Raw genomic sequence first — 23,038 nt, 5'->3', positions numbered from 1 at the left:
CAAGAATGACTATCTATATACAAAAGGCAACTTCAAACTCATTACCACTATTAATAAGCATTTCTAAAAAATGAGTGAATTGCCTTAGGCCGTATCTCGGGAAAACATACCATCAGGAGCAGTTCCATGCAGCGCACATTCGCCACCTTCTGCATTGCCTACGCAGGGTTCATTTCTCAAGCACATGCTTATGACGGCACCATTTCATTCACAGGAAATATTGCCACAACCACCTGTACCATTAGCGTCGCGGGGAGCGGCAACAATGGCGCCATTACCTTGCCGTCTATCTCCACCAAAGCACTATCCGCAGCCTTGGCCACCGCAGGCACTACCCCGTTTTCCATTTCCCTGAGCGGCTGTACCGGCTCAGCCACTCAGGCCGCCATCTGGTTTGAGAATGACAGCAATGTCAACGCTGCCGGGCGGCTGATCAATACGGGAACCGCAAGTAATGTCGATATTGCCATCTACAATACGACCTCAAGCACTCACATTCCCATCGGGCAAACCAGCAGCGTGTTTGGCAGTAGCGGCACGGCATTTCCGATCAGCAGCGGCAGCGCTACCCTGAACTACCTGGCAAAATACCATGCCACTGGTGTAGCAACTGCAGGCTCTGTCGTCGCCAGCGTCAATTACACCGTGCAGTACCAATAAACCAGACCCACCCAGCGTGGTGCAGATGATTGCTAATCGGCGGGGAGTTTCGCCACTGGTGCCAGATGCCGCCGGATCAGCAATCAATCTGCAATAAAGGGTATTGCACCGCCTCAGTGGCTGGTGTGCTGGAAGCGATCGACCAGCGCCACCATCTTGCTGGCGGCGCGGTTAAGCTGGCCTGACAAGGTGGCAGCTTCCTGCACGATGTGAGCATTGTTTTCGGCCAGGGCGGCAATCTTGCTGACATTGGTGGCCACATCGTTGCTGGCTGCGGTTTGCTCCTGCATCGCCAGCGTGGTACTGCGGCTCTTGTCGGCGGTGTCGCTGGCCTTGTCATGAATCAGCGCCAGATCTTCCACGGTCAGATCCACTTCCGCCATACCACCCTGCATACGCTGACGCGCGGTCGCCATCTGCTGTGCCACGTCACGGGTTTCGCGACGGATATCCTCAATCAATGCGGCAATATCCAGTGTTTCCTTGCTGGTGCGCTCGGCCAGCTTGCGCACCTCATCGGCCACCACAGCAAAGCCACGCCCCATCTCACCGGCCCGTGCTGCTTCGATGGCAGCGTTAAGCGCCAGCAAATTGGTTTGGTCGGCAATCTCGCGGATGGCTGTGACAATGCTGTGAATACCCTCGGACTTGTCGCGCAGCATATCGACACTTTCACCGGTATGGGTCAGACCATCCGCGGTTTCACTCAGTGTGGTAGCGGTACTGTGCATGCGCTCGCGGCCATCGTCGACACAACCCTGCATGTCCTGCGCCACCCGCATGGCCTGCAAGGCGTTGTCGGTCACGGCGGCGATGCCGGCGGACATTTCCTCGATGGCCGCCGCAATATCAACCGAGGAACGGCTCTGCACTTCCGCCGTGGAGGCGGCACGGGCCGATACATCGCTCAAGGAATTGGCTGCTGACATCATCTGGTGCGCTTCGGTCTTGATCTGCCGCAGGGTGTCGGCAAAGGCGTCGGCCAGATGGTCAAACGCATGACCCATGCGGGCGATTTCATCACTGCCGTGCAGCGCGGCCCGGCGCGACAGGTCAAAATCGCGGCTCATGCCGCTCATCAGTTGCTCCAGCCGGGAAATAGGCCGCTCTACACTGTGGTAGATGGCCCAGCCCAGTACCGACAGCAGCAGGATGGTGGCAGCAGAACCCAGCAGGGTGAACCACAACTGGAAGGTGGCCTGGGACAACAGCTGCTGCACATTGTCATCCAGTTGCTGCAGCAATGCATCCTGCAGCTTTTTCAGATTGGCCATTTGCGTGCTGGCGGTTTTGAACCACAGGGCCGGCGCCACGCCCAGCGACTGCCCCAACGGCACGGACATCATCTGTTGGCGCATGGTTTGCACAGCAGCAGCTTCCGCTGATTGGTCCGCCTGCTGCGATGCCTGCCTGATCTGGCCGGTTGCCACCAGCCGCAGCTGACTGGCACAGGCCTGTTGCCGTGCCTGCATGCCGGCAGCCTGCAGCAATGCGGGTTGGTCAAAACTGCCACGGCCCAGCACACCATTGATGAAACCGCGTTCGCGTCCGGCAAATTCCTTCTGACATTGCAGATTGACCAACGCCACGGCATCACGCAGCAGACCAGCATCGCTGGTACTGCCAGCCAGGCCGGCAATCAGACCAATCAGTTGCTCGATATTGTCGGAATAGGTGGTGAACATCTGCCCTGCCGGCAGGCTACGGCTGTCGATGGCAGCACGCCCCTGCAGCAAGGTGCGTACCTGCTGGTCTGCCGCTGCTGCCTGGCTGGCATCCGGCAGTGTCGCCAAGCTGGCGTGGAAATCGGCCAGCGCGCTATCGGTTTGCTGGCGCACTGTTTTCAGCTCATCCGGCAGGCTACTGCCCGCCGCACTCAGAAATCCATTGCTCAGGCCCCGTTCGGTCTGCAATTGGTGAATCAGGCTGCTGGCCTTGCCTGCTACCTGCAGCAGTTGGCCGGAAGCCTGCAGCCGGGACAGGCTTTGCCATTTTTCCAGCGACAGCACGCCGGCCAGCCCGGCAATCACCAGCACGAAGGGCAAAATCAGCAGGCCAAGCCTGCTTGCGATGGAAAGTCTGGACAACATGAAGGCCTCACAATCGTCGTGGGGTGAATTGCTTGTTGCAATGCATTAAGCATAGGAAACTTTTAGCTAGCAACAAATATGCCTCCCCAATAAAAAGGGGGAAGCATCTGCGCTTCCCCCGTACTTCCTGTTGACAAGGAGACTATGTTTTGCGGTTTGTCAGCAACGGATTTCCGCATTCTTGCGAGCGTAGAACCACCAGTTGATCAGTACGCAGCTGGCGTAAAACAGGATGAAGGCGTACAGCGCAGCCTCCACACCACCGGTCATGGAAATGGACGTGCCATAACTCTTGGGAATGAAGAAACCGCCATAGGCCCCGATGGCACCGGAGAAGCCCAGTACTGCGGCCGCTTCGCGGGTGGCATCGGCCTGCGCCTGTTTCTGCGCGGCCTCGCTCTTGCCAGCCAGGCGTTGATGCAAGGTGAGGAAAATCACCGGCACTTGCATGAAGGTGGAACCATTACCCACGCCGGTCAGCGCAAACAGGCAGAGAAACATGGCGAAGAAGCCCTGGAAGTTGCCGCCCTGACCTGCGTGCGGCAAAAAGGTCAGCACACCACCAACAGCCAGCATCATCAGCAGGAATACCGCCTGGGTTACCTTGGCACCACCAATCTTGTCAGCCAGCCAGCCGCCAACCGGACGCGCCAGCGCACCCACCAGCGGGCCATAGAACACGTACTTGGTAGGATCTACATCCGGGAACTGGCCTTTCATCAGCAGCGGGAAACCGGCAGAGAAACCGATGAAGGAACCGAAGGTGCCGATGTACAGCCAGCACATCAGCCAATTGTGCTTGCGCTTGAAAATGACGACCTGATCGGCAAAGGACGCGCGGGCCGAAGCGATATCATTCATGCCCAGCCAGGCAGCAATGGTGGACAGCACGATGAAGGGCACCCAGACAAAGCCGGCATTCTGCAGCCACATTTTCTTGTGCACGGCAGCCTTCACCCATACTTGCGGTTCACCACCAAAGGCTCCGAATACACCCATGGTAATCACCAGCGGCACCACAAACTGCACCAGCGATACGCCCAGATTGCCCAGACCTGCATTCAGGCCCAGCGCCGTGCCTTTTTCCGCCTTGGGGAAAAAGAAGCTGATATTGGACATGGAGGAGCTGAAATTACCGCCACCAAAGCCGCACAGCAGCGCCAGCACCACCATGGTGATATAGCTGGTATTGGGGTCCTGCACGGCAAAGCCGATACCGATGGCCGGAATCAGCAGGCTGGCAGTGGAAATGGCTGTCCACTTGCGGCCACCAAAAATCGGCACCATGAAGCTGTAGAAAATCCGCAGCGTGGCCCCAGACAACGCTGGCAGCGCGGCCAGCCAGAACAGCTGGTTCTGGCTGTAGCTAAAGCCGATATTGGGCATGTTGAGCACCGCCACACTCCACACCTGCCAGATGACAAAGGCCAGCATCAGCGCGGGGATGGAAATCCACAGGTTGCGCCGGGCAACCGCCTTGCCTTCCTGCTGCCAGAAATCTTTGCTTTCCGGTTCCCACCGGTCCAGTACATGTGACATCACGTCCTCCCTGACGGCCACACGGCCATCAATCAAAAATGGGGTTGCTACTTTCAGGCCGACTGTTGGGCCACTGCGGCCACGGCCTTGCCCTGCTCAGGCTTGAAGGAAAAATGCATCCACACCAGCGACACGCACACCGTGCCGTACAGCAGCATGAAGGCGCTGCTGCGCACACCGGTGATATCCAGCAGCACGCCAAACAGGATGGGCAACAGGAAACCGCCCATACCACCAGCCAGGCCTACCACGCCGGATACCGCACCGATATTGTCGGGAAACTCATTGGCAATGAACTTGAACACCGAAGCCTTGCCGATGGCCATGGCAATACCCACACCAAACAGCATCAGGGTGAACTGGGTCACGCCCATGCCGATATGGAAGCTTTGCACGCCGTGCGTGGTGGTAATGCTGAAATCGGTTTGCGGGTAGGACAGGATGAAGAATGCGACCCAGCAGGTCCACATCACGCCCCAGGTGACTTTGTAGGGACCGAAGCGGTCGGACAACCAACCACCCATGGCACGCAGCACGCCACCGGGCAGGGAGAAACAGGCCGCCAGAAAGGCTGCATGCTTGATGTCAAAGCCGTACTCGCCCACGTAGTATTTGGTCATCCACAGTGCCAGTGCGACATAACCGCCGAAAACCACCGAGTAATACTGGCAGTAGCGCAGCACAGCCGGGTTCTTCATCAGTGCCATCTGGGAGCGCAGGCTCACTTTGCTGCTAACCAGATGCGCAGTATCCTGATAGGAAAACAGCCAGAACAGGATGGCTGTCACCAGCATGATGCCGGCGTATACCGACGGTACCAGTTGCCAGCCACCTACGGCGATGATGCCCGGTGCCACCAGCTTGGTGAGCGAGGAACCGGCATTACCGGCACCAAATACGCCCATTGCCATGCCCTGCTGTTCCGGCTTGAACCAGCGCGCCACATAGGGCGTGCCTACCGAAAAAGCCCCGCCTGCCAGGCCCACCAGCAGGCCAATGGCCAGAAACTGCCAATAGGCGGTGGCATACTGCATGATGAAGATGAAGGGCACGCAGATCAGCATCAGCAGAAACAGCACGATGCGACCGCCGAAACGGTCGGTCCAGATACCCAGCGGCACGCGGATCAGCGAGCCGGACAATACCGGCGTAGCCGCCAGAATGCCGAATTCGGTTTCATTCAGACCCAGATGCTGCTTGATGGGGATGCCCAGTACCGCAAACATCATCCAGATCATGAAACAGATGGTAAATGCCACGGTGCTTGATGCCAGCACGGCATACTGCTTGAAGCGTAAAGAAGCCATGATGCTTTTGCTCCACTATTGGGATATAGACATTTAACCCTTTTATGGGCACGGGAAATATTCACCGATAGCAGCACTGCGGGCGGCATGAGGAGCTAGGCAACAACGGCAGATGGGGAAGAGGAACTAATCACTAAGAGGGATATACAAGCAAAAATCCTTGCCAGGCCTGGCTTGCAGCAGGCCAGAAATCATGACGGATACTCCATCTTGTGGCGAATTGTCGTCACACTCTGCTGCCATTATTGTTAAGCTGGAAACAGACACGGTTCTGGCCCTGCGTCGGCCCGACCCCACTCCCCTCCAGCCTTACCGGACCAGTACCCAGATGATGCTTTACCAGACCCCGCAATTGCGCAGCCTTTCCACCAAGCTGCTGATGCTGACCATTGCCTGGCTGCTGCTGGCCATGACCTCCATCGGCTACACCCTGGTGCTGTCATGGAAGCTGGAAGGCGGTGCCGCCGCCATCAACGATGCCGGCAGCCTGCGCATGCGCAGCTACCACATCGCCCTGCAAGTGAGCGAAGGCGCGCCGCTGGCTACCGTGCATGATGAAGAACAGCAATTTGCCTTTATCCTGGCCCGCCTGAAAAAAGGCGACCCGGCCCGGCCGCTTTTTCTGCCGGACAATCTGTCCGTACATCAGCAGGTGGCCAGTATCGAACAATCCTGGCAGCACGACATGCTGCCGCTGCTGGAAGCTGCCTCCGTACAAAGCACCAGCAGCCGCAAGATGGAACGCCCTGACATTGCCAGCTTCGTCAACCGCATCGACCGACTGGTAAAACTGGTGGAAGAAGACAATGCACGCAACACCACCTTGCTGCGGTTCTTCCAGATGGCGCTGATTGCCATGGCCATTGTCGGCTCCTTCAGCATGATGTTCCTGCTGTTCCTGCTGGTGATCCGCCCGCTCAATGCACTGGGCGAGGGCATGCTGCGCCTGCGTGACGGCAAGCTGGACGCGCGGGTCGAGGTGGACAGCAATGACGAATTTGCCACCATTGCCACCGGCTTCAACCAGATGGCTGACCGCCTGCAGGACCTCTACACCACGCTGGAACAGAAAGTGGCGGGAAAAACCCGCTCGGTGGAAGAAAAAAACCGCCAGCTGGCCGCGCTCTACAATGTCACGGCCTTCCTGCATGGCTCGCACACGCTGGACAATATGTGCAGCGGCTTCATCAGCCGGCTGATCGAACTGACCGGGGCTGATGCCGGCAGTGTGCGGCTGGTGGATTTCAAACGCGGCAGACTGGAGCTGATTGCCCAGCAAGGCCTGCCGGACGACATGGTGGAACATGACGACTGCGCCCCCATCGACGGCTGTCTGTGCGGCGATGCCGTACAGCAGCCGGTGTCCGTCATCCACCGCTTCGACCGCCTGCCGGCCACAGAGGAAAAGCACTGCCAGCGTGCCGGCTTTGCCAGCATTTCGGTATTTCACATCCGTCACAACCAGAATAATGTCGGCATTTTCACCCTGTATTTTTACCAGACGCCCAAGCTGCCACCGCAAGACCAGTTTTTGCTGGAAACCCTGGGCAGCCATCTGGGCGTGGCCGTGGAAAACCAGCGTCTGGCCGCCCGCGACCAGCAATTTGCCGTGGCTGAAGAGCGCAATCTGATGGCGCAGGGCCTGCATGACAGCATTGCCCAGTCCCTGTCCTTCCTCAACCTGCAGGTACAGATGCTGGAAGCGGCACTGGCCGACAAGCACACCGAACAGGCCCAGGAAAACCTGGCCTTCATCCGTACCGGCGTCCAGGAATGCTATGAGGACGTGCGCGAGCTGCTGCTCAATTTCCGCACCCGCATCAACAAGGAAGACTTCGGCGACGCAGTACGCACCCTGCTTGACCGCTTTGAAAAGCAGGCACGCGTCCCCACCCAGCTCAACTTCAGCGGCAATGGCCTGGCACTCAATCCGCAGCAGCAGCTGCAGGTAATCTTCATCCTGCAAGAAGCACTGTCCAATGTGCGCAAGCATGCCCACGCCCGCCGCGTGCGGGTGGATATCCGCAACGATGCCGACTTCCACATGCAGATCCGCGACGATGGCTGCGGCTTTGACGAGGCCCAGGTTGCCAGCCGCCGCGCCAGCCACGTCGGTCTGTCCATCATGCAGGAACGCGCTTCGCGCATTCATGGCCAGATCAGCATTCAGGCCCATGCCGATGGCGGCACCGAAGTCAGCCTGCTGCTACCCCATACCGAAAGACAAGCCGCATGACAACCACCCGTATCCTACTGGTCGACGACCACACCCTGTTCCGCAGCGGCCTGAAAGCCCTGCTGCAAAGACAAAGCGACTTTGAAATCGTTGGCGAAGCCGCCGACGGCCTGGAAGGCGTGAAGCTGTGCGAGCAACTGAAGCCGGACGTAGTGTTGCTGGACCTCGACATGCCGCAGATGAATGGCCGCGAGGCATTGGCACAAATCCTGGTTACCCAGCCGCAACTGGCGGTGCTGATGCTTACTGTATCGGAAGACGGCGAAGACCTGGCCGAATGCCTGAAAACCGGCGCCCGTGGCTATCTGCTGAAAAACATCAATGCCGACTTCCTGCTGGAAAGCATCCGCCGCGCGGTGGAGGGTGACAGCGTGCTGTCACCGGAAATGACCTCAAAGCTGCTGCTGCAACTACGCGGTGGCGAAGCATCCCGCAGCAAGCGTGCCGGGGTAGAGCAACTGACCCAGCGTGAGCGGGAAATCCTGGCCTGGCTCAGCCGTGGCATCAGCAACAAGGAAATCGCCCGCTCACTGGATCTGGCCGAGAGCACAATCAAGGTGCATGTGCAGAACATCCTGCGCAAGCTCAATCTGAATGGCCGGGTACAGGCTGCCCTGTTTGCCGTCGAACACGGTCTGGACAAGCTGCCCTGATATCTTGCCGGATTCAGCAACATCCCTGTTGAAGGCCGGCAAAAGGACAACTACCATGTCATGCATAGCCCCACCACTGGCCCCCCCAGGCCCGCTTGCCGCCATGAATGCATATGCGCTGCTGGACGCGCTCAATACCCCGGTATGGATCATCCTGCCGGCCACCGATGAAATCCTGTTTGCCAACCGGCAGGCACTGGCCATGGCCAGCCGGCAAACAGTGGCCGATCTGCGCGGTGGCTGCCTGTCGGCCCGCGCACAGGAAAGGCTGGCCGACTACACGCCCAGCATGCTGCAGCACGAGCAGGTGGTGGAAATCTGGACCGTGCGAGGGCAAGACGAAGCGCAAGCCCTTGGCTGCCATCTGGGAGACTTTCTGCTGGAAGATGGCCGCAATGCCATTCTGGTGGAAGGCATGCTCGCGGCCATCGCACCGCCACATTCCTTGCCGGCTGCAGCAGGCCGGGAAGGCAGCTTTCACGAAATGCTGATGCAGACCAACAGCGCTCCCATGCTGCTGATCGACCCCGCCGACGAAGGCCGCATCGTCAACGTCAACCAGGCCGCAATCCGCTTTTATGGCTACAGCCGGACCGAATTCACCGAGAAGCACACCTGGGAAATCAATGCCATGGGCCGGGCCATCCTGCCGGTGATGCAGCACATTGCCCAACTGCCTGGCGGACACAAGCCGCTCAGCTTTGTCCACCGCCTGGCCGACGGCAGCCTGCGTGACGTGCAAACCTATGCCGGCCCGGTGGTCATTCACGGCAAACGCCTGATGCTGTGCGTGATTCATGACATCACCGAGCAGAAGCGCCTGAAATCCGAACTGGAACAAGCGGCCCTGAAAGACCCGCTCACCGGACTGTGGAACCGCCGCCACCTGCTGCTGCAACTGGAACGCTCCATTCAGGAAAAACAACGCTTTGGCAATGACTTCAGCCTGATTTTGCTGGATGCCGACAACTTCAAGCATATCAATGACCGCTACGGCCACTTTACCGGCGACGAAGTACTGGTATGGCTGGCCAAGACGCTGGAGTCGCGTGTGCGTGCCGTGGACAGCGTCTGCCGCTGGGGCGGCGAAGAGTTTGTCATCCTGCTGCCCCAAACCAGCCGCGACAATGCCCTGCTGCTGGCCGAATCCTTACGCCAGACCGTGGCACAAACACGCCATGACAAACTGCCAGCCATCACGGTCAGCATTGGCGTGGCCATCCATCAGGAGCAGGAAACGGTGGAAAGCCTGATCATGCGGGTGGACAGCGCGCTATACCAGGCCAAGAACCAGGGCCGCAACTGCGTCATCGCCGCCTGATGGCCCGGGCAGGACACCGCCTGCCCTATCTGCCATCCTGCCCTACTCCCTCTGACCTAGATGCATGCCCACCACTGGCCAACTGGCAAGACCGGGCCGGCAGCATACACTGGCAACCATTCTCCCCTACTGGTGCCAGCCATGCTGTCCGACCGTTTTGGCAGAGCCATCGACTATCTGCGGGTATCCGTCACCGACCGTTGCGACCTGCGTTGCAGCTACTGCATCCCCAAGGGTTTCAAAGGCTTCGAAGAACCAGCCAACTGGCTGCGCTTTGACGAAATAGAACGCGTGGTAGCCGCCTTTGCCCGGCTGGGCACGCGCCGCTTCCGCCTGACCGGCGGCGAGCCACTGCTGCGGCGCAACCTGCCGCAACTGGTGGGGACACTGTCAGCCCTGCCCGGCGTGGAAGACCTGTCGCTCACCAGCAATGGCACCCAGCTGGCCAGCCTGGCCGCACCGCTTAAATCCGCCGGCCTGCATCGGCTCAACATCAGCCTGGATTCCTTGCGGCGCGACTGCGTGGCCAGCATCAGTGGCAGCGACAGTCTGGGCAAGGTGCTGGACGGGCTGGCAGCAGCCAAAGCTGCCGGCTTTGCCAATATCAAGATCAATATGGTGCCGCTGGCCGGGGTGAATGACGGTGATATCGAATCCATGCTGGCCTATTGCATGCAGCAGGGCTTCATCCTGCGCCTGATCGAAGCCATGCCGATGGGCAGTACCGGCCAGGCCGCGCAGGGGCTGGACCTGAGCCAGTTGCTGGACAAGCTGACGCGCCAGCATGGCCTGATTGCCAGCAGCCGCAGCCTGGGCGGCGGCCCGGCCTCTTACTGGCAGAATGCTGATGCCAGCTTCACCCTGGGGCTGATCACGCCGATGTCGCAGCACTTCTGTGCCACCTGTAACCGGGTAAGGCTATCGGTGGATGGCACGCTATACATGTGCTTGGGCCAGGAAGAACAACTGGAGCTGCGCCCGCTGCTGCGCGCCGGTTGCAGCGACGCCGAACTGGAAGCCGCCATCCGCGCCGCCATCGAACTGAAGCCGGAAAAACACGAATTCATCCAGCAGCCACAACAGGTGGTGCGCTTCATGTCGATGACCGGCGGCTAGTCCGGTTTGCCGCCACCGGCTTGTCAGCCAGCAGCGGCAACTGCAACAAGGCAGCCGTCATGCGCTGGGCCAGGTAATACAAGGAACCCACCCCGCCATAACTCCAGGCCGGTGCCACGGCTGCCAGCCGCTGCTGCCGGACAAAGGGCATGCCCTGCCACAGCGGGCTGACAAACAGCCGCCCGGCTTCAGCAAACGGCTGCTGATACAGCACCACCTCGTCACGCCAGGCTGCCAGATCCACCACCCGCTGCTGGCTGATTCCCCATACCGAAGCCGCCGGCGTGCCGGTGGTATTCAGCCCCAGCCGGCGCAAGGCCAGCACCGGCATGGCATTACTGCCATATACATACACGCTGGAGGCATTGGCAAAACGGATCACCTGCACCCGTGGCAGACGCCGGGCACCATGCGCCTGCAATTGCTGACGCAATTGCGCAAAGCCCTGTGCCAGCTGGTGCAACCTGGTGTCAGCCTGCGGCTGGCGGCCCAACACCCGGCCCAGTTGCAGGAAAATGGCTTCGGCCGCCTGGGCATGGTCCTCGTCCTGGCGGAAAGCATCGATGGTCAGCACCGGAGCAATGGCTTGCAGGCGCGGACGTAAGGCACCCAGCACCGGACTGCTGAGGATCAGATCGGGCTTCAGGCTGGCCAGCAATTCCAGGTTCGGCTCCAGCCTGCTGCCCGCCGAAAGCGCTCCGGCGGGCAACAAGGGCTGCGCCACCCAGCGGCGGTAATCGTCGGCATCCGCCACCGCCAGCGGGGTGATTCCCAGCTCCAGCAGGTTTTCTGCCGCCTCCCAACTGAGCGCCACAATCCGCTTGGCCGCAGGCTGGGCGCGGGCAGCAGCCAGTTCGTCAATTCCGCCGGCAAAGGCGCAGCCCAGCACCGCCCAGCACAGCAGGACACCAAGCCAGTAAAGCCTCATTGCCCACCTCCCCGCCGCACGCCTTGCCACCCCAGCAGCAGCATGAAATAACAACCACACAAAACCGATGCCAGCATGCCCAGCGGCAGTTGACGCGGATAAATCACCACCCGTCCCAACCAGTCGGCCAGCAATAGCAAGCCGGCCCCCAGCAAGGCAGCCACCACCAACTGGTTTGCCGCCCGCCGTGCGCCCAGCATGCTGGCAATATGTGGTGCCAGCAGGCCCAGAAACGCCACCGGCCCCAGTACCGAGGTGACTGCCGCCGTCAATAGCGCCACCAGCAGCAACAGCAGCAGCCGGGCGGCACTCAGATGCAGGCCACGACCTTGCGCCAGGCCATCGCCCAGGCTGAGCAGGGTCAACACCCGCTGGCAGGCCTGCGCCGCCAGCGCCAACAACAGCACCGTCAGGCTTAGCCACACCGCCTGCGCTGGCGTCACCCGGTAACTGGAACCGGACAACCAGGCCAATACCGCCAGGCCGTCCGGCGTGCCCTTGGCCAGCACCGTTTGCAACATGGCATCCAGCATGGCGGCCAGGGCGATGCCGCTGAGCGCCATCATGCCCGGCGCATACTGGTGGCGACGGCCCAGCCATAGCAAACCGGCCAGCACCAGCAAGGCTCCCAGCAGCGCCAGCATGGTAGCGTCCTGCTGCAAGGGCCGTCCCAGCCAGCCCGCCACCAGCAGCATGCACAGGGTGGAGCCTGCGGACAGACCCAGCAGATCGGGGCTGGCCAGCGGATTACGCAGCAGCCGCTGCAATAGCACGCCAGCCAGCGCCAGGCCCGCCCCGGCACTCAGGGCCACCAGGCTGCGCGGCCAGCGCAGCGACCATAACAAGGCATCCGGCCAGCCCCATTGCCAGCCATCGGGGCCGGGAGCCAATGCAATGCTCAGCCAGCCCAAGCCCAGCAATGCCCCCAGCAACAGTGGGTAGTTGCGCTTGCGCCACTGACGCTGACTGCCCGGTATCTGCAACATCGCCGTGTGCTGTGCCGCGTTCATGCTGCGCCGCACCAGCCACAGCAGCAGCGGCCCGCCCAGCAAGGCAGTCACCGCGCCGCTGGGCAAGCTGCTGCCGGCCCAATGGCCAATGGCCAGTGCCAAACAATCGCTGCCCAGTAAACAAACCGCCCCCAGCAGCGCACTGCAGGCCAGTTGCGCCAGCGGACGGCGCGCGCCCAGCAACTGCGCCAGATTGGGGGCCAGCAGGCCGATGAAACCGATCAGCCCCACCGCCGTCACCGTCGCCGCGCTGAGCCACAATGCCGCCAGCAACAGCAGCAGAATGGTGCCCAGCGCCAGTCCACGGCCACGTGCAGCAGCCACGCCCAGTGACAGCATGGCCAGCGGACGCGGAGCCAGCCAGAACAGCAAGGCGGCCGGAAGCAGGCGCGGCCACAGCCACTGCGCCCATTGCCAATCAATCTGCGCCAGGTCGCCGGCACCCCAGACAAACAGATTGCTGGCGTACTGGTCGTGCAATAACACCAGCATGGTGGCCATGCCGCCCAGCAGCAGATTCACCGCCATGCCGGCCAGCACCAGCGGCAAGCCGTTCAGCCCGCGCGGACCGGCCAGCAGCAAGACCAGCCCCAGCGCCAGCATGGCACCCAGCAAGGCCGGCCAGCCGCTGCTCAAGGACGGATTGTCGGGCAGCACCACGGCAGCCAGCACCACACCCAGCCAGGCACCCGATGAAATGCCCAGCGTCATCGGAGACACCAGCCGATTGCCGCTGAGTTGTTGCAGCACGCTGCCGGACAAGCCCAGTGCCGCCCCGGCCAGCAGCGCCATCACCATGCGTGGCAGGCTGGCGTAATAAAACTGCAGGCTGGCAATGTCCTGCTGCTGCCACCACGGCCCGGCAGGCGGCATGCCACCGTTAAGCCACAGGTGCAAACCTGCCAGCAGGCACAGCGCCGGCAACATCCAGCGCAGATGGGCATGCGCCCCGGCACCCTGGCCGGGCTTGGCAATCACATGTTCCATCTCAGGCCACCACCGCCACCGGACAGGCCTGCCCGGCCTGCTCCAGCAAGCGGATTTCTATGCCGTACAGGCCGGACAGCCGCGGCGAATGCAATAATTCCAGCGGACTGCCGTCAAAATACAAGGCACCACGCTGCAAGGCGATGATGCGGTCGGCAAAACGGGCCGCCAGGTTCAGATCATGCAGCACCACCACCACGCCACGTCCGGTCTGCTGGTTCAGGCGGCGCAGCAGGCCCATCATTTCGTATTGATGGGCCAGATCCAGCGCCGAGGTGGGCTCATCCAGCAGCAGCAGCGGCGATTGCTGGGCCAGCAGCATGGCAATCCAGGCCCGCTGGCGCTCGCCGCCGGACAGGCTGTCCGCCGCCCGCGCGGCATACTGGCTGACATCGGCATCGGCCATCGCCTGCGCCACCACGGCGCTATCCTGCTCCCGCCAGCGGCCAAACACCCCGCACCAGGGGTAACGTCCCAGCGCCACCAGTTCCGCCACCGTCAGCCCGGCGGCATCCGGCAGCCGCTGCGGCAAGTACGCCACCTGACGGGCAAACTGGCGGGCGGACAGGCGGGAGCTGGGCGCGCCATTAAGCAGCACCTGGCCCTGATCGGGCTGCAACTGGCGCGCCAACACATTCATCAAGGTGGATTTACCGGAGCCGTTATGCCCCAGAATGACGGTGAACGCCGCCCCGTCCAGCTGCAAGGCTGGTAACTGCAACAGGCAGCGCCCCTGACGCCGCACCTGGATATCATGCAAGCTCAACATCTTGTTGTGCCCACTCCTGTTTGAGCAGTGCAATGCGCGCTGCCGGTTTCAATTTCGGACACGTACTGCACAGTGTCCCGTCACAGCGGCGAAAATGCTGGCAGCAGGCACGCCGCTCCAGTGCCAGCCGCTCGCCGCCCTGCTCCAGCGCCACCGGCCACAGCCCGCTGGCCTGCGGCAGTTGCATTGCATCCAGCCACTGCCCACACCAGTCGGTCACGGTGGCGTTATCCAGCGCCGGGCGCTGCTGCTGCACCCGCAGCAAGGCGGCGGCCACACAATCGGCCAATAGCCGGCCTGCCAGCTTGGGGTGCAATGACTGCTGGGCGTTAAGCTGGGCATGCAGGCAGTCGGCCATCTCCGTCAGTTGCCGCGCGGCCTGCTCGCGCAGGCTGGCTACAGCGGCAGGCTGCAGCATTTGCTCTGGCAGGCTGAAACCGGCCACCATGCCGGGTAGCAAGCGCTGCTGCATGGCAGTGAAGTCCGGCAGCACTGCCGCCAGCTCCACCGCCAGCACCGTGACATAGGCGGGCTGCCACAGCAGCAGGCTCCAACTGCGGCAGCCCCAGTAATGCGGGCCGGCTTCCGGATGCTGCTGGCGCAGGTGCTGCAGCAGTTGGCCGATGGCAGCACTGGCGGTGCTGATGGCAAACTCATCCGGCGCGGGCTGCCCTACCCGGCCCTCCAGCCCGGGCAGCGCCCGGGCCAGCAGCGGCAGCAAGCGGCCCAGCGGCAGTGTGCTGCCTGCGGCCCGATCAGTCGGCCACATGACTCGCCACATGATTGCCCAGCGGATTGCGCAAGGTGCCGGCAAACTTGAGGTTGCCCGCCGGGTTGGCCAGATCCAGCATTTGCTGGTTATTGCCCAGTTGCAGCCGGTTGAGGCATGAGCGGTCAAACTCCGGCATGAACAGGTCGTAGCGGGCAAAGCGCTCGGCCAGCTGCGGGAATTGCGCCTGGTAAGTGCGCACGCACTGGCCTACCTCCTGCCAGAACGCTTGCTCGGGCAGGCCGCAATGCTCATCCAGAATGGCGGACAGGTAGCGGAAGAAGCCGTCGAACACATCGGTGAACAAGGCCAGCAGCTTCATGTGTTCCGGCACCTTCACCGCCAGCCGCGCTACCGCTGGCGGCAGGGCGGCGTCCGGGTTCAGGATGGCCGCTTCCTCGGCAATGTCCTTCATGATGGCGCGCTGCGGGATATTGTTTTCCAGCTGCAGGATGAGGTTTTCCCCGTGCGGCATGAACACCAGCTCGTGGGCATAGAAGCAATGCAGCAGCGGTGCCAGATAGGCTTGCAGATAGCGCGCCACCCAGTTGCGCGCATCCAGGCCGGAACTCCTGATCAGCGCGGCCAGCAAGGATTCTCCGGCCGCATCGATATGCAGCAGCGCGGCCATGGTCATCAGCCGCTTGCCCGGTGCCAGCAAGGACGCCGGGCTTTCACGCCACAGTGCCGACAACATTTTCTTGTACGGCGAGTCCTTGCTGATGCCGCTGTCGAAATAGGGATTGCGAAAACCGATGGAGGCCACTTCGCGCAAAATGGCAAAGCCTTGCTGGCGCAGGTAGGCATCGCTGTCCACCAGTTGGCGGATCCAGTCGTTGATGGCCGGGGTGGCCAGCATGTAATACGGCGACAGCCCGCGCATGAAGCCCATATTGAGAATGGACAGCGCGGTTTTCACATAGCGGCGCTGCGGCTGGCTGATGTTATAGAAGGTGCGGATGGACTGCTGCGCCAGATAGGCATCCTCGCCATAACCCAGGCAGACGATATGGCGCTGTGCCACCTCCGGCGCAAAGGAAATGGCCAGTTTGTTGAACCACTGCCAGGGGTGGGCCGGCATCAGCAGGTAGTCGTCCATGTCCAGTTGCTGCGCGGCCAGCTGGCGGGCAAAACCGGCCAGCACCTCGCTGCCCAGCTCCTCTTGCAGCAGGCGCTGGTAGTCCAGATCGGCCGCGCACGAGAAGGTGGCGCGTGCCTTGTGTACCGCCAGCCAGATCAGGCGCTGCGGAGCCGCGGCTTCCGGCGCATGGCGCAGGTAATCCACCGCATCAAAACCGATACGGCCATTATTGGCGACAAAGCCCGGATGCCCTTCCATCATCGAGGTTTCCACCGACTGGAAATCCGCCCGGGTCAGCTCCTCGGCACTCAGCCCGCCGCGGGCATGCTTGTAGGCACTGCCATACAGGGTGCTGCTGATTTCCTCCAGGTACACCGGCATCATGTCGTCGCCAATGCCCAGCACCGCCTTGAATTCAATGATGAAGGCCAGCGCGTCCAGCTCGGCGGCGGCCCCCCGCACGGTGCGCCGGATGGATGCCGGGTCGATCAGCCAGTGCTCCAGCGCCAGCACACGGGCACGGAAAGTGTATGCGCCGCTGCCATCCGGAATGGGCAGGCGGTATTCGCCCCAGCCGCCCTGCTGTTGCTGCAGTTCTGGTGTCAGCAACAGTTCGTGGGAAAACTCGGCAATGGCCTTGCGCAGCAGCAGGCGGTTGACCTTGGCCCAGATGGCCGGCTGCAGATGGGAAACCAGTTGTTGCGGATGTTGATGATTGACGTTTTGCATGGTGTTCCTTGCACCAGGGCGTGGCCGCCTGACAGCGACCGCCCTGGCAGGGTAAATGTTGTCAGAGTGCACACGTGGCCTGGCCGGCGATGGCTTGCAGATGGGCGTCAAACTGCGCCCGCGTGCAGAAGGCCAGCGCGGCGCGCTTGTGCGGCAGCGCGATTTCGCCGTGATAGACAAAGCCGGCATAGCGGTTGAGCTGGTGGATCTTGTCGTTGCGCACATCCGGCTCCACCACGACGCGGCGGACGGATGGCTCGGCAAACAGGGCAGCCAGCACCGTATCCATCGCCACCCGGCTAAAACCGCTGCGCGGCTGCGCTGGCGGAGCCAGCAGCAGATGCATGCCGATATCGCCGGGCTGCACCGGGTAATGGCGGCCCAGTTCGTCATGGGCAGGGTCGTAGCGCTCCATCAGGAAAGCCGGTGCATCGTCCAGCCAGGCCAGCCAGGCCTGGGCATGACCACTGGCCTGCAAGCTGGCATAGGCGGCAGTGACCGCCGCCAGCGCATGCCCCTGCATGCCCCAGTAGCGGGCGTAATCACGCTGCACCCAGTCATGCAGCAAGGGGATGTCCTCGGGAATGCGCAAGGCATGCAGGCGAAAGCAGCCAAAACCCTCCACCTGACGGGTGAACAAAGGTAAATGCGCCGTCATGGGCAAACTCCTTGGGAAAGTGCCGGGGCAGGTTCCCGCAGCAATACAGGGGATAACAGCCAGCACAGCAGCAGCCCCAGCGCCGCAGCGACAAACGGGGCCAGCAAGCCATGGCCCGCCACCAGCACACCGGCGGCGGAAGAGGACAGCAACACGCCCAGGTTCTGGCACAGGCTGATTCGGCTGTAGTCGCGGGCATAGCGTGCCGGGCTGCTGTGGCGGAACAATTGCAGGTCCAGCCACACCGTCAGCTGGAACAGCGCCCAGCCAAACAGGCAGCGCCCCAGCAACAGCAGTGGCAGCCAGGGCTGGGCCTGCAACAGCAGACCGGCCGCTCCCAGCCACCACAGGTGGCGCAGGCCAGCAGTTGCCGCCAGGCCACGCTGGGAACGCCACCGCGCATGCCACAAACCCAGCAAGGCCATGGCAGCAGGCAGGGCAAACACCGCCGCGGCCAGCAGGTTGTTGTCGATACCGCTTTGCTGCTGCCAGTACAGGGCAAAGAAGCCGCGTACCAGATAGGCACTGCAGTAGAACAACAACATCAGCAGTCCCAGCCGCCACAGCGCAGCACCTGCCGCCTGCGGGCTGCTTGCCTGTTCCTGTTCTGCCTCCGGGGTGGCGCAGGACGCGCGCGGATGCCAGCGCAGCCACAGGCACAGGGCCATCTGCAGCAGGTCTGCCAGCGCCATCAGCAAGAAGATATCCCCCGGCGGCAACAGGCCCAGCAAGGCACCACCCAGCAAGGCTCCGCCAATGCCACCAAAGTGGACAATCACCGACAGCAGGCCGATCAGGCTGCCGTGCTGTTGCCGTGGGGTCTGGCTCATCAGCAGCGGGTAAATCAGCAGATAGCTGGCCTTGCACGCCACCATGCCCAGCGATGCCAGCCAGAAGACCGGCATGCTGTTGCTGAAGGCGCTGCACAGGCATAGCAAGGCTGCCGCCAACTGAGTGACAGGCAATAGCCGCAGCAAGGCCACCCGCCGTGCCAGTGCCGCCCAGGCGGGCAGCGCCAGCATTACCACCAGACACATGGCAGCCAGGTAATTACCCACCAGGCTGGCATCGTTCACCCCGAAGCGGCTGGCAAAGTACTGGGGATAAAACGGCAACAATACCGCATCGCCCACCACCGCCAGGCTGGTCAGGGTCAGCAATACCCGCCTCATGCGCTCAGGCGCTCCGGCGCGGGCTGCGACTGCGGCACGGTGAATTGCTGGAAAGCAATGCGCTGCTCCACCGGATAGTGGGCAACCCCGGTCATGCTGTGAATCAGCCGGGCATTGCGATAGCACGCCATGCCCAGATCCGGCGACGACAAGCCGTGGGTGTGCAGTTCGGCGTTTTGCACAAACAGGCGCTGGTCGGCATCAATGCTGTAATCGCGCGCTACGGCAAAGCGGCCACGGGCATCGCGCTGGATGCGCCCGGCAACCGGTGCCAGGAAGGCTGGCTGGTGGTAGCCATAACCGGTGGCCAGCACCAGAGCGGCGGTTTCCAGCTGGAAGTCCTGCTGTTGTTCCTGCTGCAGCAAGCTGAGCACGAAGCGCCCGCTGGCCTTGTCATGCCGGCAAGCGGTGAGCGCGGTATTGGCCAGCAGCAGGGTGCTGGGCGTGCCGTTCAGGTGCTTGCGGTACAAGAGTTCGTGAATGTCGTTGATCAGGCTGGCATTGATGCCCTTGAACAAGCCCTTTTGCTGCTGCAACAACTGGTCGCGCTGCGGCAGCGGCAACTGGTGGAAGTAATCCACATATTCCGGCGAAGTCAGCTCCAGCGTCAGCTTGGTGTATTCCAGCGGGAAGAAACGCGGCGAGCGGGTGAGCCAGTTCAGCTGATAGCCGTAGCGGTCGATGTCCTGCAGCAGGTCGTAATAAATCTCAGCCGCGCTTTGCCCGCTGCCGACGATGGTGATGGAAGGCTGGCGCTGCAAGGCGGCCTTGTCCGCCAGATAGCTGGCGGAGTGGCTGGCCTGCTGCTGCACCGACTGGCAGCACGCCGGCCACAGCGGCACGGTGCCGGTACCCAATACCAGATGGCGGCCACGGTATAGCTCGGCCTCGCCGGTGGCCAGGTTGTGGCAATGCACCTGATAGAGGTGATTGATTTCGTCGTACTCCACCCGCTCTACCCGGCGCTGCCAGCGCAGGCTCTCCAGCTGCGCGCACACCCACTGGCAGTACTGGTTGTACTCCTGACGCAGCATGAAAAAGTCTTCGCGGATGTAAAACGCGTAAATCCGCCCGCTTTGCTTGAGGTAGTTCAAAAAACTGAAGCGGCTGGTGGGGTCGGCCAGCGTCACCAGGTCGGCCAGGAACGGCGTTTGCAGCGTGGCATTTTCCAGCAGCATGCCGGGGTGCCAGTCAAAGCCGCTGGCCTGATCGAGAAACACACCATCCAGCCCGTCCAGCGGTTGGCTCAGGCAGGCCAGGCCCAGGTTGAAGGGGCCGATGCCAATGGCAACAAAGTCGTGGATTTTACTGTTCATTACAGCGCCCTCCTGACAAACAACACAGGAAAGGCGGCTTGCGGGACAAGAATCTGCTTCATGTTTTCATCGCTCCGGGTACTGGCTGAGCCAGTGGGTGGGAGGTCCGGTACCGGCGGGCCACTGTCTGGGCAAACCGGACGGACAAGGCTGTCCCGACGGGCGCTTAGCGACCCGCCAAGGGCTTACAGGAAGCCTGCCTGCCAGCGCGCTGCATGCTGCTAGTTGTCATGAATGCCACTCCTGCAATCAGAATTTTCACAATATTATTGCGAATGATAATAATTATCAATAGCATTATTGCATCAACTCTGCCACGGCCACACGCCGCAGGCATGGTCGAATGCTTCCCGTTCAGCACGCCGGCAGGGGGTCGGTTGCGGGAGGTGGTATCCGTCACCCATCAAGGAAACAGTGATGAACAACAGCAAGAAGAACCCGTCTGCCAGCCTGGCATTGGGTCACGCAGTGTGCATGGCCAGCCTGGCACTGGCGGTGCAACAGGCCTATGCGGCTACGGACAGCAGCACGCTGGAAACGGTGAAAGTGAATGCAGAGCAGCGCAATGATGCGCTGGCACCGACACAGGGTTATCAGGTAGGCAGCAGCAAGAGCGCCAGCAAAACCGATACGCCGCTGCAGGACATTCCGCAGGCGGTATCGGTGGTCACCCGCCAGCAAATCGAAGACCAGCAAGCCCGCACCATCAGCGAAGCACTCAATTACACCCCGGGTGTATTTACCGGCGCAGTAGGTTCCACCACCCGCTACGACTACATTGTGTTGCGTGGTTTCAGCGATCACCCCACCGCCAATGAATTTCTGGATGGACTGCGCCTGTTTGGCGACCCGGATGGCTACAACACCCTGCAGATTGACCCCTACGTGGTGGAAAGACTGGACGTGGTACGCGGGCCGGCATCCGCCAGCTATGGCCAGGCCGCGCCCGGTGGCGTGGTAGCCATCACCAGCAAGCGCCCGCTGCAATCGGACTACCACGAGTTGTCATTAACAGTGGGCAACCACCAGCAACGCTCGCTGGGGCTGGATTTTGGCGGTGCCGTGGCCGGGCGCGACGACTTGTCCTACCGCCTGGTCGCCAAGGGTAGCGCCGCCGACCAGCAGCAAAACGGTGCCAGCACCGAGCGCTATGTACTGGCGCCCTCGCTCAACTGGAAAATCAGCGACAGCACCAATCTGCTGCTGCAAGCCTATTTACAGAAAGACCCCAGCACCGGCTACCACGGCACCCTGCCCTACTACGGCACCGTGGTACCGCATAACGGCAAAACCATCTCCACCGACTTCAACGAAGGCTCCAGTGGCGACGGCATGAGCCGCGATCAGCAATACTTTGGTTATCAGCTGGAGCACCACATCAACGACACGCTGACCCTCCGCCAGCAATACCGCCTGCAACTGAGCAAGACCGACCTGAGCCAGTACTCCGATGTGGGCTGGGTGTCGGACAGCTCCGACCTGCTCAACCGCACCTATGCCCGCTCCAGCGAGCGCTCCACCGCCCACATCATCGACAACAACCTGGAAGCCCGCTTCAGTGCGCTGGGACTCAAGCACACCGTGCTGGCCGGGCTGGACTACCAGACCAGCCGCAACAAGGGCGACAACTCCTACACCTACACCGGCACCACCATCAACCCCTTCAACACCGTATACGACGACAGCAGCCACCCGCTGTCCTACAAATACTTCGACCGCAAGCGCGACCAGACCGGCGTCTACCTGCAAGACCAGATGGCGCTGGACAACTGGAAGCTGACCGCCGGCCTGCGCCACGATCAGGCCAAGGTATCGGAAACCAATACCGGCACCGGCGTGAGCAACAGCTGGGATGGTGGCAAGACCACCGGTCGGCTGGGTCTGGTCTACCAGGCGGCAAATGGCCTGAGCCCCTATCTGAGCTATAGCGAAGGCTTTGACCCGAGCCAGGCCTATGCCACCGATACCAATGGCAATGTGCTCAAACCGATGCAAAGCAAGCAAAGCGAAGTCGGCATCCGCTACCAGCCCAACAGCGACATCCAGCTGTCGGCGGCCATCTACGACTTGCGCCAAAGCAATGTCGCCCAATACAACGCCACCACCTTCAAATACGATCCCATCGGCAAGGTCCGCTCGCGCGGCATGGAACTGGAAGCAAATGCCAGGCTGACCAAGCAGCTGTCCTTGCTGGCCGGCTACACCTATACCGACATGGAAGTGACCGAAGGCAGCAACCAGGGCAAGACGCCGTATCTGGCACCGGCACACAAGGCCACCGCCTGGCTGGACTATGCCTTTGACAGCGGCATCAATCTGGGCGGCGGCATTCGCCATACCGGCTGGATGTGGGCCGACAGCGCCAATACACTGACCATTCCGGGTGTCACGCTGTACGACCTGCGCTTGCGGCTGCAACTGGGCCAGTTCAGCCCGTCGCTTAAAGGCAGCTCGCTGCAGATCAACGCCAACAACCTGGCCAACAAGACCTACGTGGCATCGTGCTACAGCAGCTATGCCTGCTACTACGGCGAGAAGCGCAATATCAGCGCCACCCTCAGCTACAAGTGGTAAGCCTGCCCGGCAAAGAAAAACGCCTGACACAGTCAGGCGTTTTTTGCTGCTGACGACCTCCCGCTTTTTCGGGGGGTCTTGTTTTTCTGGTTTTATTTAGCCACACATCGCGTATCTGCTCAC

At 61.6% G+C, this 23,038-nt stretch carries 17 protein-coding genes; 6 read left to right on the top strand and 11 right to left on the bottom strand.

The features are described from left to right. Positions 1–126: 126 nt before the first annotated feature. On the top strand, positions 127–660 hold the full coding sequence (locus tag GSR16_RS05170; RefSeq protein WP_159875464.1) for a fimbrial protein: 534 nt from the start codon (positions 127–129) through the stop codon (positions 658–660). Positions 661–773: 113 nt separating this feature from the next. Here GSR16_RS05170 and GSR16_RS05165 read toward each other — a convergent pair whose 3' ends face one another. The 3 genes from GSR16_RS05165 to GSR16_RS05155 all read right to left on the bottom strand — a co-directional run bounded on the left by GSR16_RS05165 (position 774) and on the right by GSR16_RS05155 (position 5,596). After that, on the bottom strand, positions 774–2,750 hold the full coding sequence (locus GSR16_RS05165) for a methyl-accepting chemotaxis protein (RefSeq protein ID WP_159875463.1): 1,977 nt from the start codon (positions 2,748–2,750) through the stop codon (positions 774–776). A gap of 159 nt (positions 2,751–2,909) precedes the next feature. Beyond that, entirely contained in the window at positions 2,910–4,289 is a 1,380-nt protein-coding gene (locus GSR16_RS05160; protein WP_159875462.1) for a NarK family nitrate/nitrite MFS transporter, read from the bottom strand. Between the two features lie 53 nt (positions 4,290–4,342). After that, entirely contained in the window at positions 4,343–5,596 is a 1,254-nt protein-coding gene (locus GSR16_RS05155; RefSeq protein WP_159875461.1) for an MFS transporter, read from the bottom strand. Between the two features lie 193 nt (positions 5,597–5,789). Here GSR16_RS05155 and GSR16_RS05150 point away from each other — a divergent pair, with 193 nt between their 5' ends. The 4 genes from GSR16_RS05150 (at position 5,790) to moaA (ending at position 10,922) form a co-directional block, all read left to right on the top strand. Then, entirely contained in the window at positions 5,790–7,832 is a 2,043-nt protein-coding gene (locus GSR16_RS05150; RefSeq protein WP_240902604.1) for a type IV pili methyl-accepting chemotaxis transducer N-terminal domain-containing protein, read from the top strand. Then, entirely contained in the window at positions 7,829–8,485 is a 657-nt protein-coding gene (locus tag GSR16_RS05145; RefSeq protein WP_159875460.1) for a response regulator, read from the top strand. The genes GSR16_RS05150 and GSR16_RS05145 overlap by 4 nt, the downstream gene beginning before the upstream one ends. A 55-nt stretch (positions 8,486–8,540) precedes the next feature. Continuing rightward, on the top strand, positions 8,541–9,806 hold the full coding sequence (locus GSR16_RS05140) for a GGDEF domain-containing protein (protein WP_240902603.1): 1,266 nt from the start codon (positions 8,541–8,543) through the stop codon (positions 9,804–9,806). Between the two features lie 141 nt (positions 9,807–9,947). Beyond that, positions 9,948–10,922, top strand: a complete 975-nt coding sequence (moaA, locus tag GSR16_RS05135; protein WP_159875459.1) for a GTP 3',8-cyclase MoaA — start codon at positions 9,948–9,950, stop codon at positions 10,920–10,922. On the opposite strand, the gene GSR16_RS05130 is transcribed toward moaA, so the two are convergent. The 8 genes from GSR16_RS05130 to GSR16_RS05095 all read right to left on the bottom strand — a co-directional run bounded on the left by GSR16_RS05130 (position 10,900) and on the right by GSR16_RS05095 (position 20,341). Beyond that, entirely contained in the window at positions 10,900–11,850 is a 951-nt protein-coding gene (locus tag GSR16_RS05130) for an iron-siderophore ABC transporter substrate-binding protein (protein ID WP_159875458.1), read from the bottom strand. The genes moaA and GSR16_RS05130 overlap by 23 nt on opposite strands. Continuing rightward, on the bottom strand, positions 11,847–13,847 hold the full coding sequence (gene fhuB / locus GSR16_RS05125) for a Fe(3+)-hydroxamate ABC transporter permease FhuB (RefSeq protein WP_205677499.1): 2,001 nt from the start codon (positions 13,845–13,847) through the stop codon (positions 11,847–11,849). Before fhuB ends, GSR16_RS05130 begins: the two co-directional genes overlap by 4 nt. Before the next feature lies 1 nt (position 13,848). Continuing rightward, complete coding sequence (locus tag GSR16_RS05120; protein ID WP_159875457.1) at positions 13,849–14,616, bottom strand: ABC transporter ATP-binding protein; 768 nt, start codon at positions 14,614–14,616, stop codon at positions 13,849–13,851. Next, entirely contained in the window at positions 14,600–15,385 is a 786-nt protein-coding gene (locus tag GSR16_RS05115; protein ID WP_159875456.1) for a siderophore ferric iron reductase, read from the bottom strand. The genes GSR16_RS05120 and GSR16_RS05115 overlap by 17 nt, the downstream gene beginning before the upstream one ends. Continuing rightward, positions 15,372–17,195, bottom strand: a complete 1,824-nt coding sequence (locus GSR16_RS05110) for an IucA/IucC family protein (RefSeq protein ID WP_159875455.1) — start codon at positions 17,193–17,195, stop codon at positions 15,372–15,374. The genes GSR16_RS05115 and GSR16_RS05110 overlap by 14 nt, the downstream gene beginning before the upstream one ends. A gap of 61 nt (positions 17,196–17,256) precedes the next feature. Beyond that, the gene (locus tag GSR16_RS05105; protein ID WP_159875454.1) at positions 17,257–17,853 is read right to left on the bottom strand and encodes a GNAT family N-acetyltransferase; all 597 of its coding nucleotides are present in this window, start codon (positions 17,851–17,853) and stop codon (positions 17,257–17,259) included. Next, a complete protein-coding gene (locus tag GSR16_RS05100) occupies positions 17,850–19,025 on the bottom strand; it encodes an MFS transporter (protein WP_159875453.1) in 1,176 nt (391 codons plus the stop codon). The genes GSR16_RS05105 and GSR16_RS05100 overlap by 4 nt, the downstream gene beginning before the upstream one ends. Further along, on the bottom strand, positions 19,022–20,341 hold the full coding sequence (locus GSR16_RS05095; protein WP_159875452.1) for a lysine N(6)-hydroxylase/L-ornithine N(5)-oxygenase family protein: 1,320 nt from the start codon (positions 20,339–20,341) through the stop codon (positions 19,022–19,024). The genes GSR16_RS05100 and GSR16_RS05095 overlap by 4 nt, the downstream gene beginning before the upstream one ends. Positions 20,342–20,758: 417 nt before the next feature. Here GSR16_RS05095 and GSR16_RS05090 point away from each other — a divergent pair, with 417 nt between their 5' ends. Continuing rightward, the gene (locus GSR16_RS05090) at positions 20,759–22,915 is read left to right on the top strand and encodes a TonB-dependent siderophore receptor (RefSeq protein ID WP_159875451.1); all 2,157 of its coding nucleotides are present in this window, start codon (positions 20,759–20,761) and stop codon (positions 22,913–22,915) included. Positions 22,916–23,038: the final 123 nt, after the last annotated feature.

It is taken from the genome of Aquitalea denitrificans, assembly GCF_009856625.1.
Classification (GTDB): domain Bacteria; phylum Pseudomonadota; class Gammaproteobacteria; order Burkholderiales; family Chromobacteriaceae; genus Aquitalea; species Aquitalea denitrificans.
The sequence above is the reverse complement of the archived record's forward strand: the minus strand, read 5'-3'. Positions and strand labels throughout refer to the sequence as shown.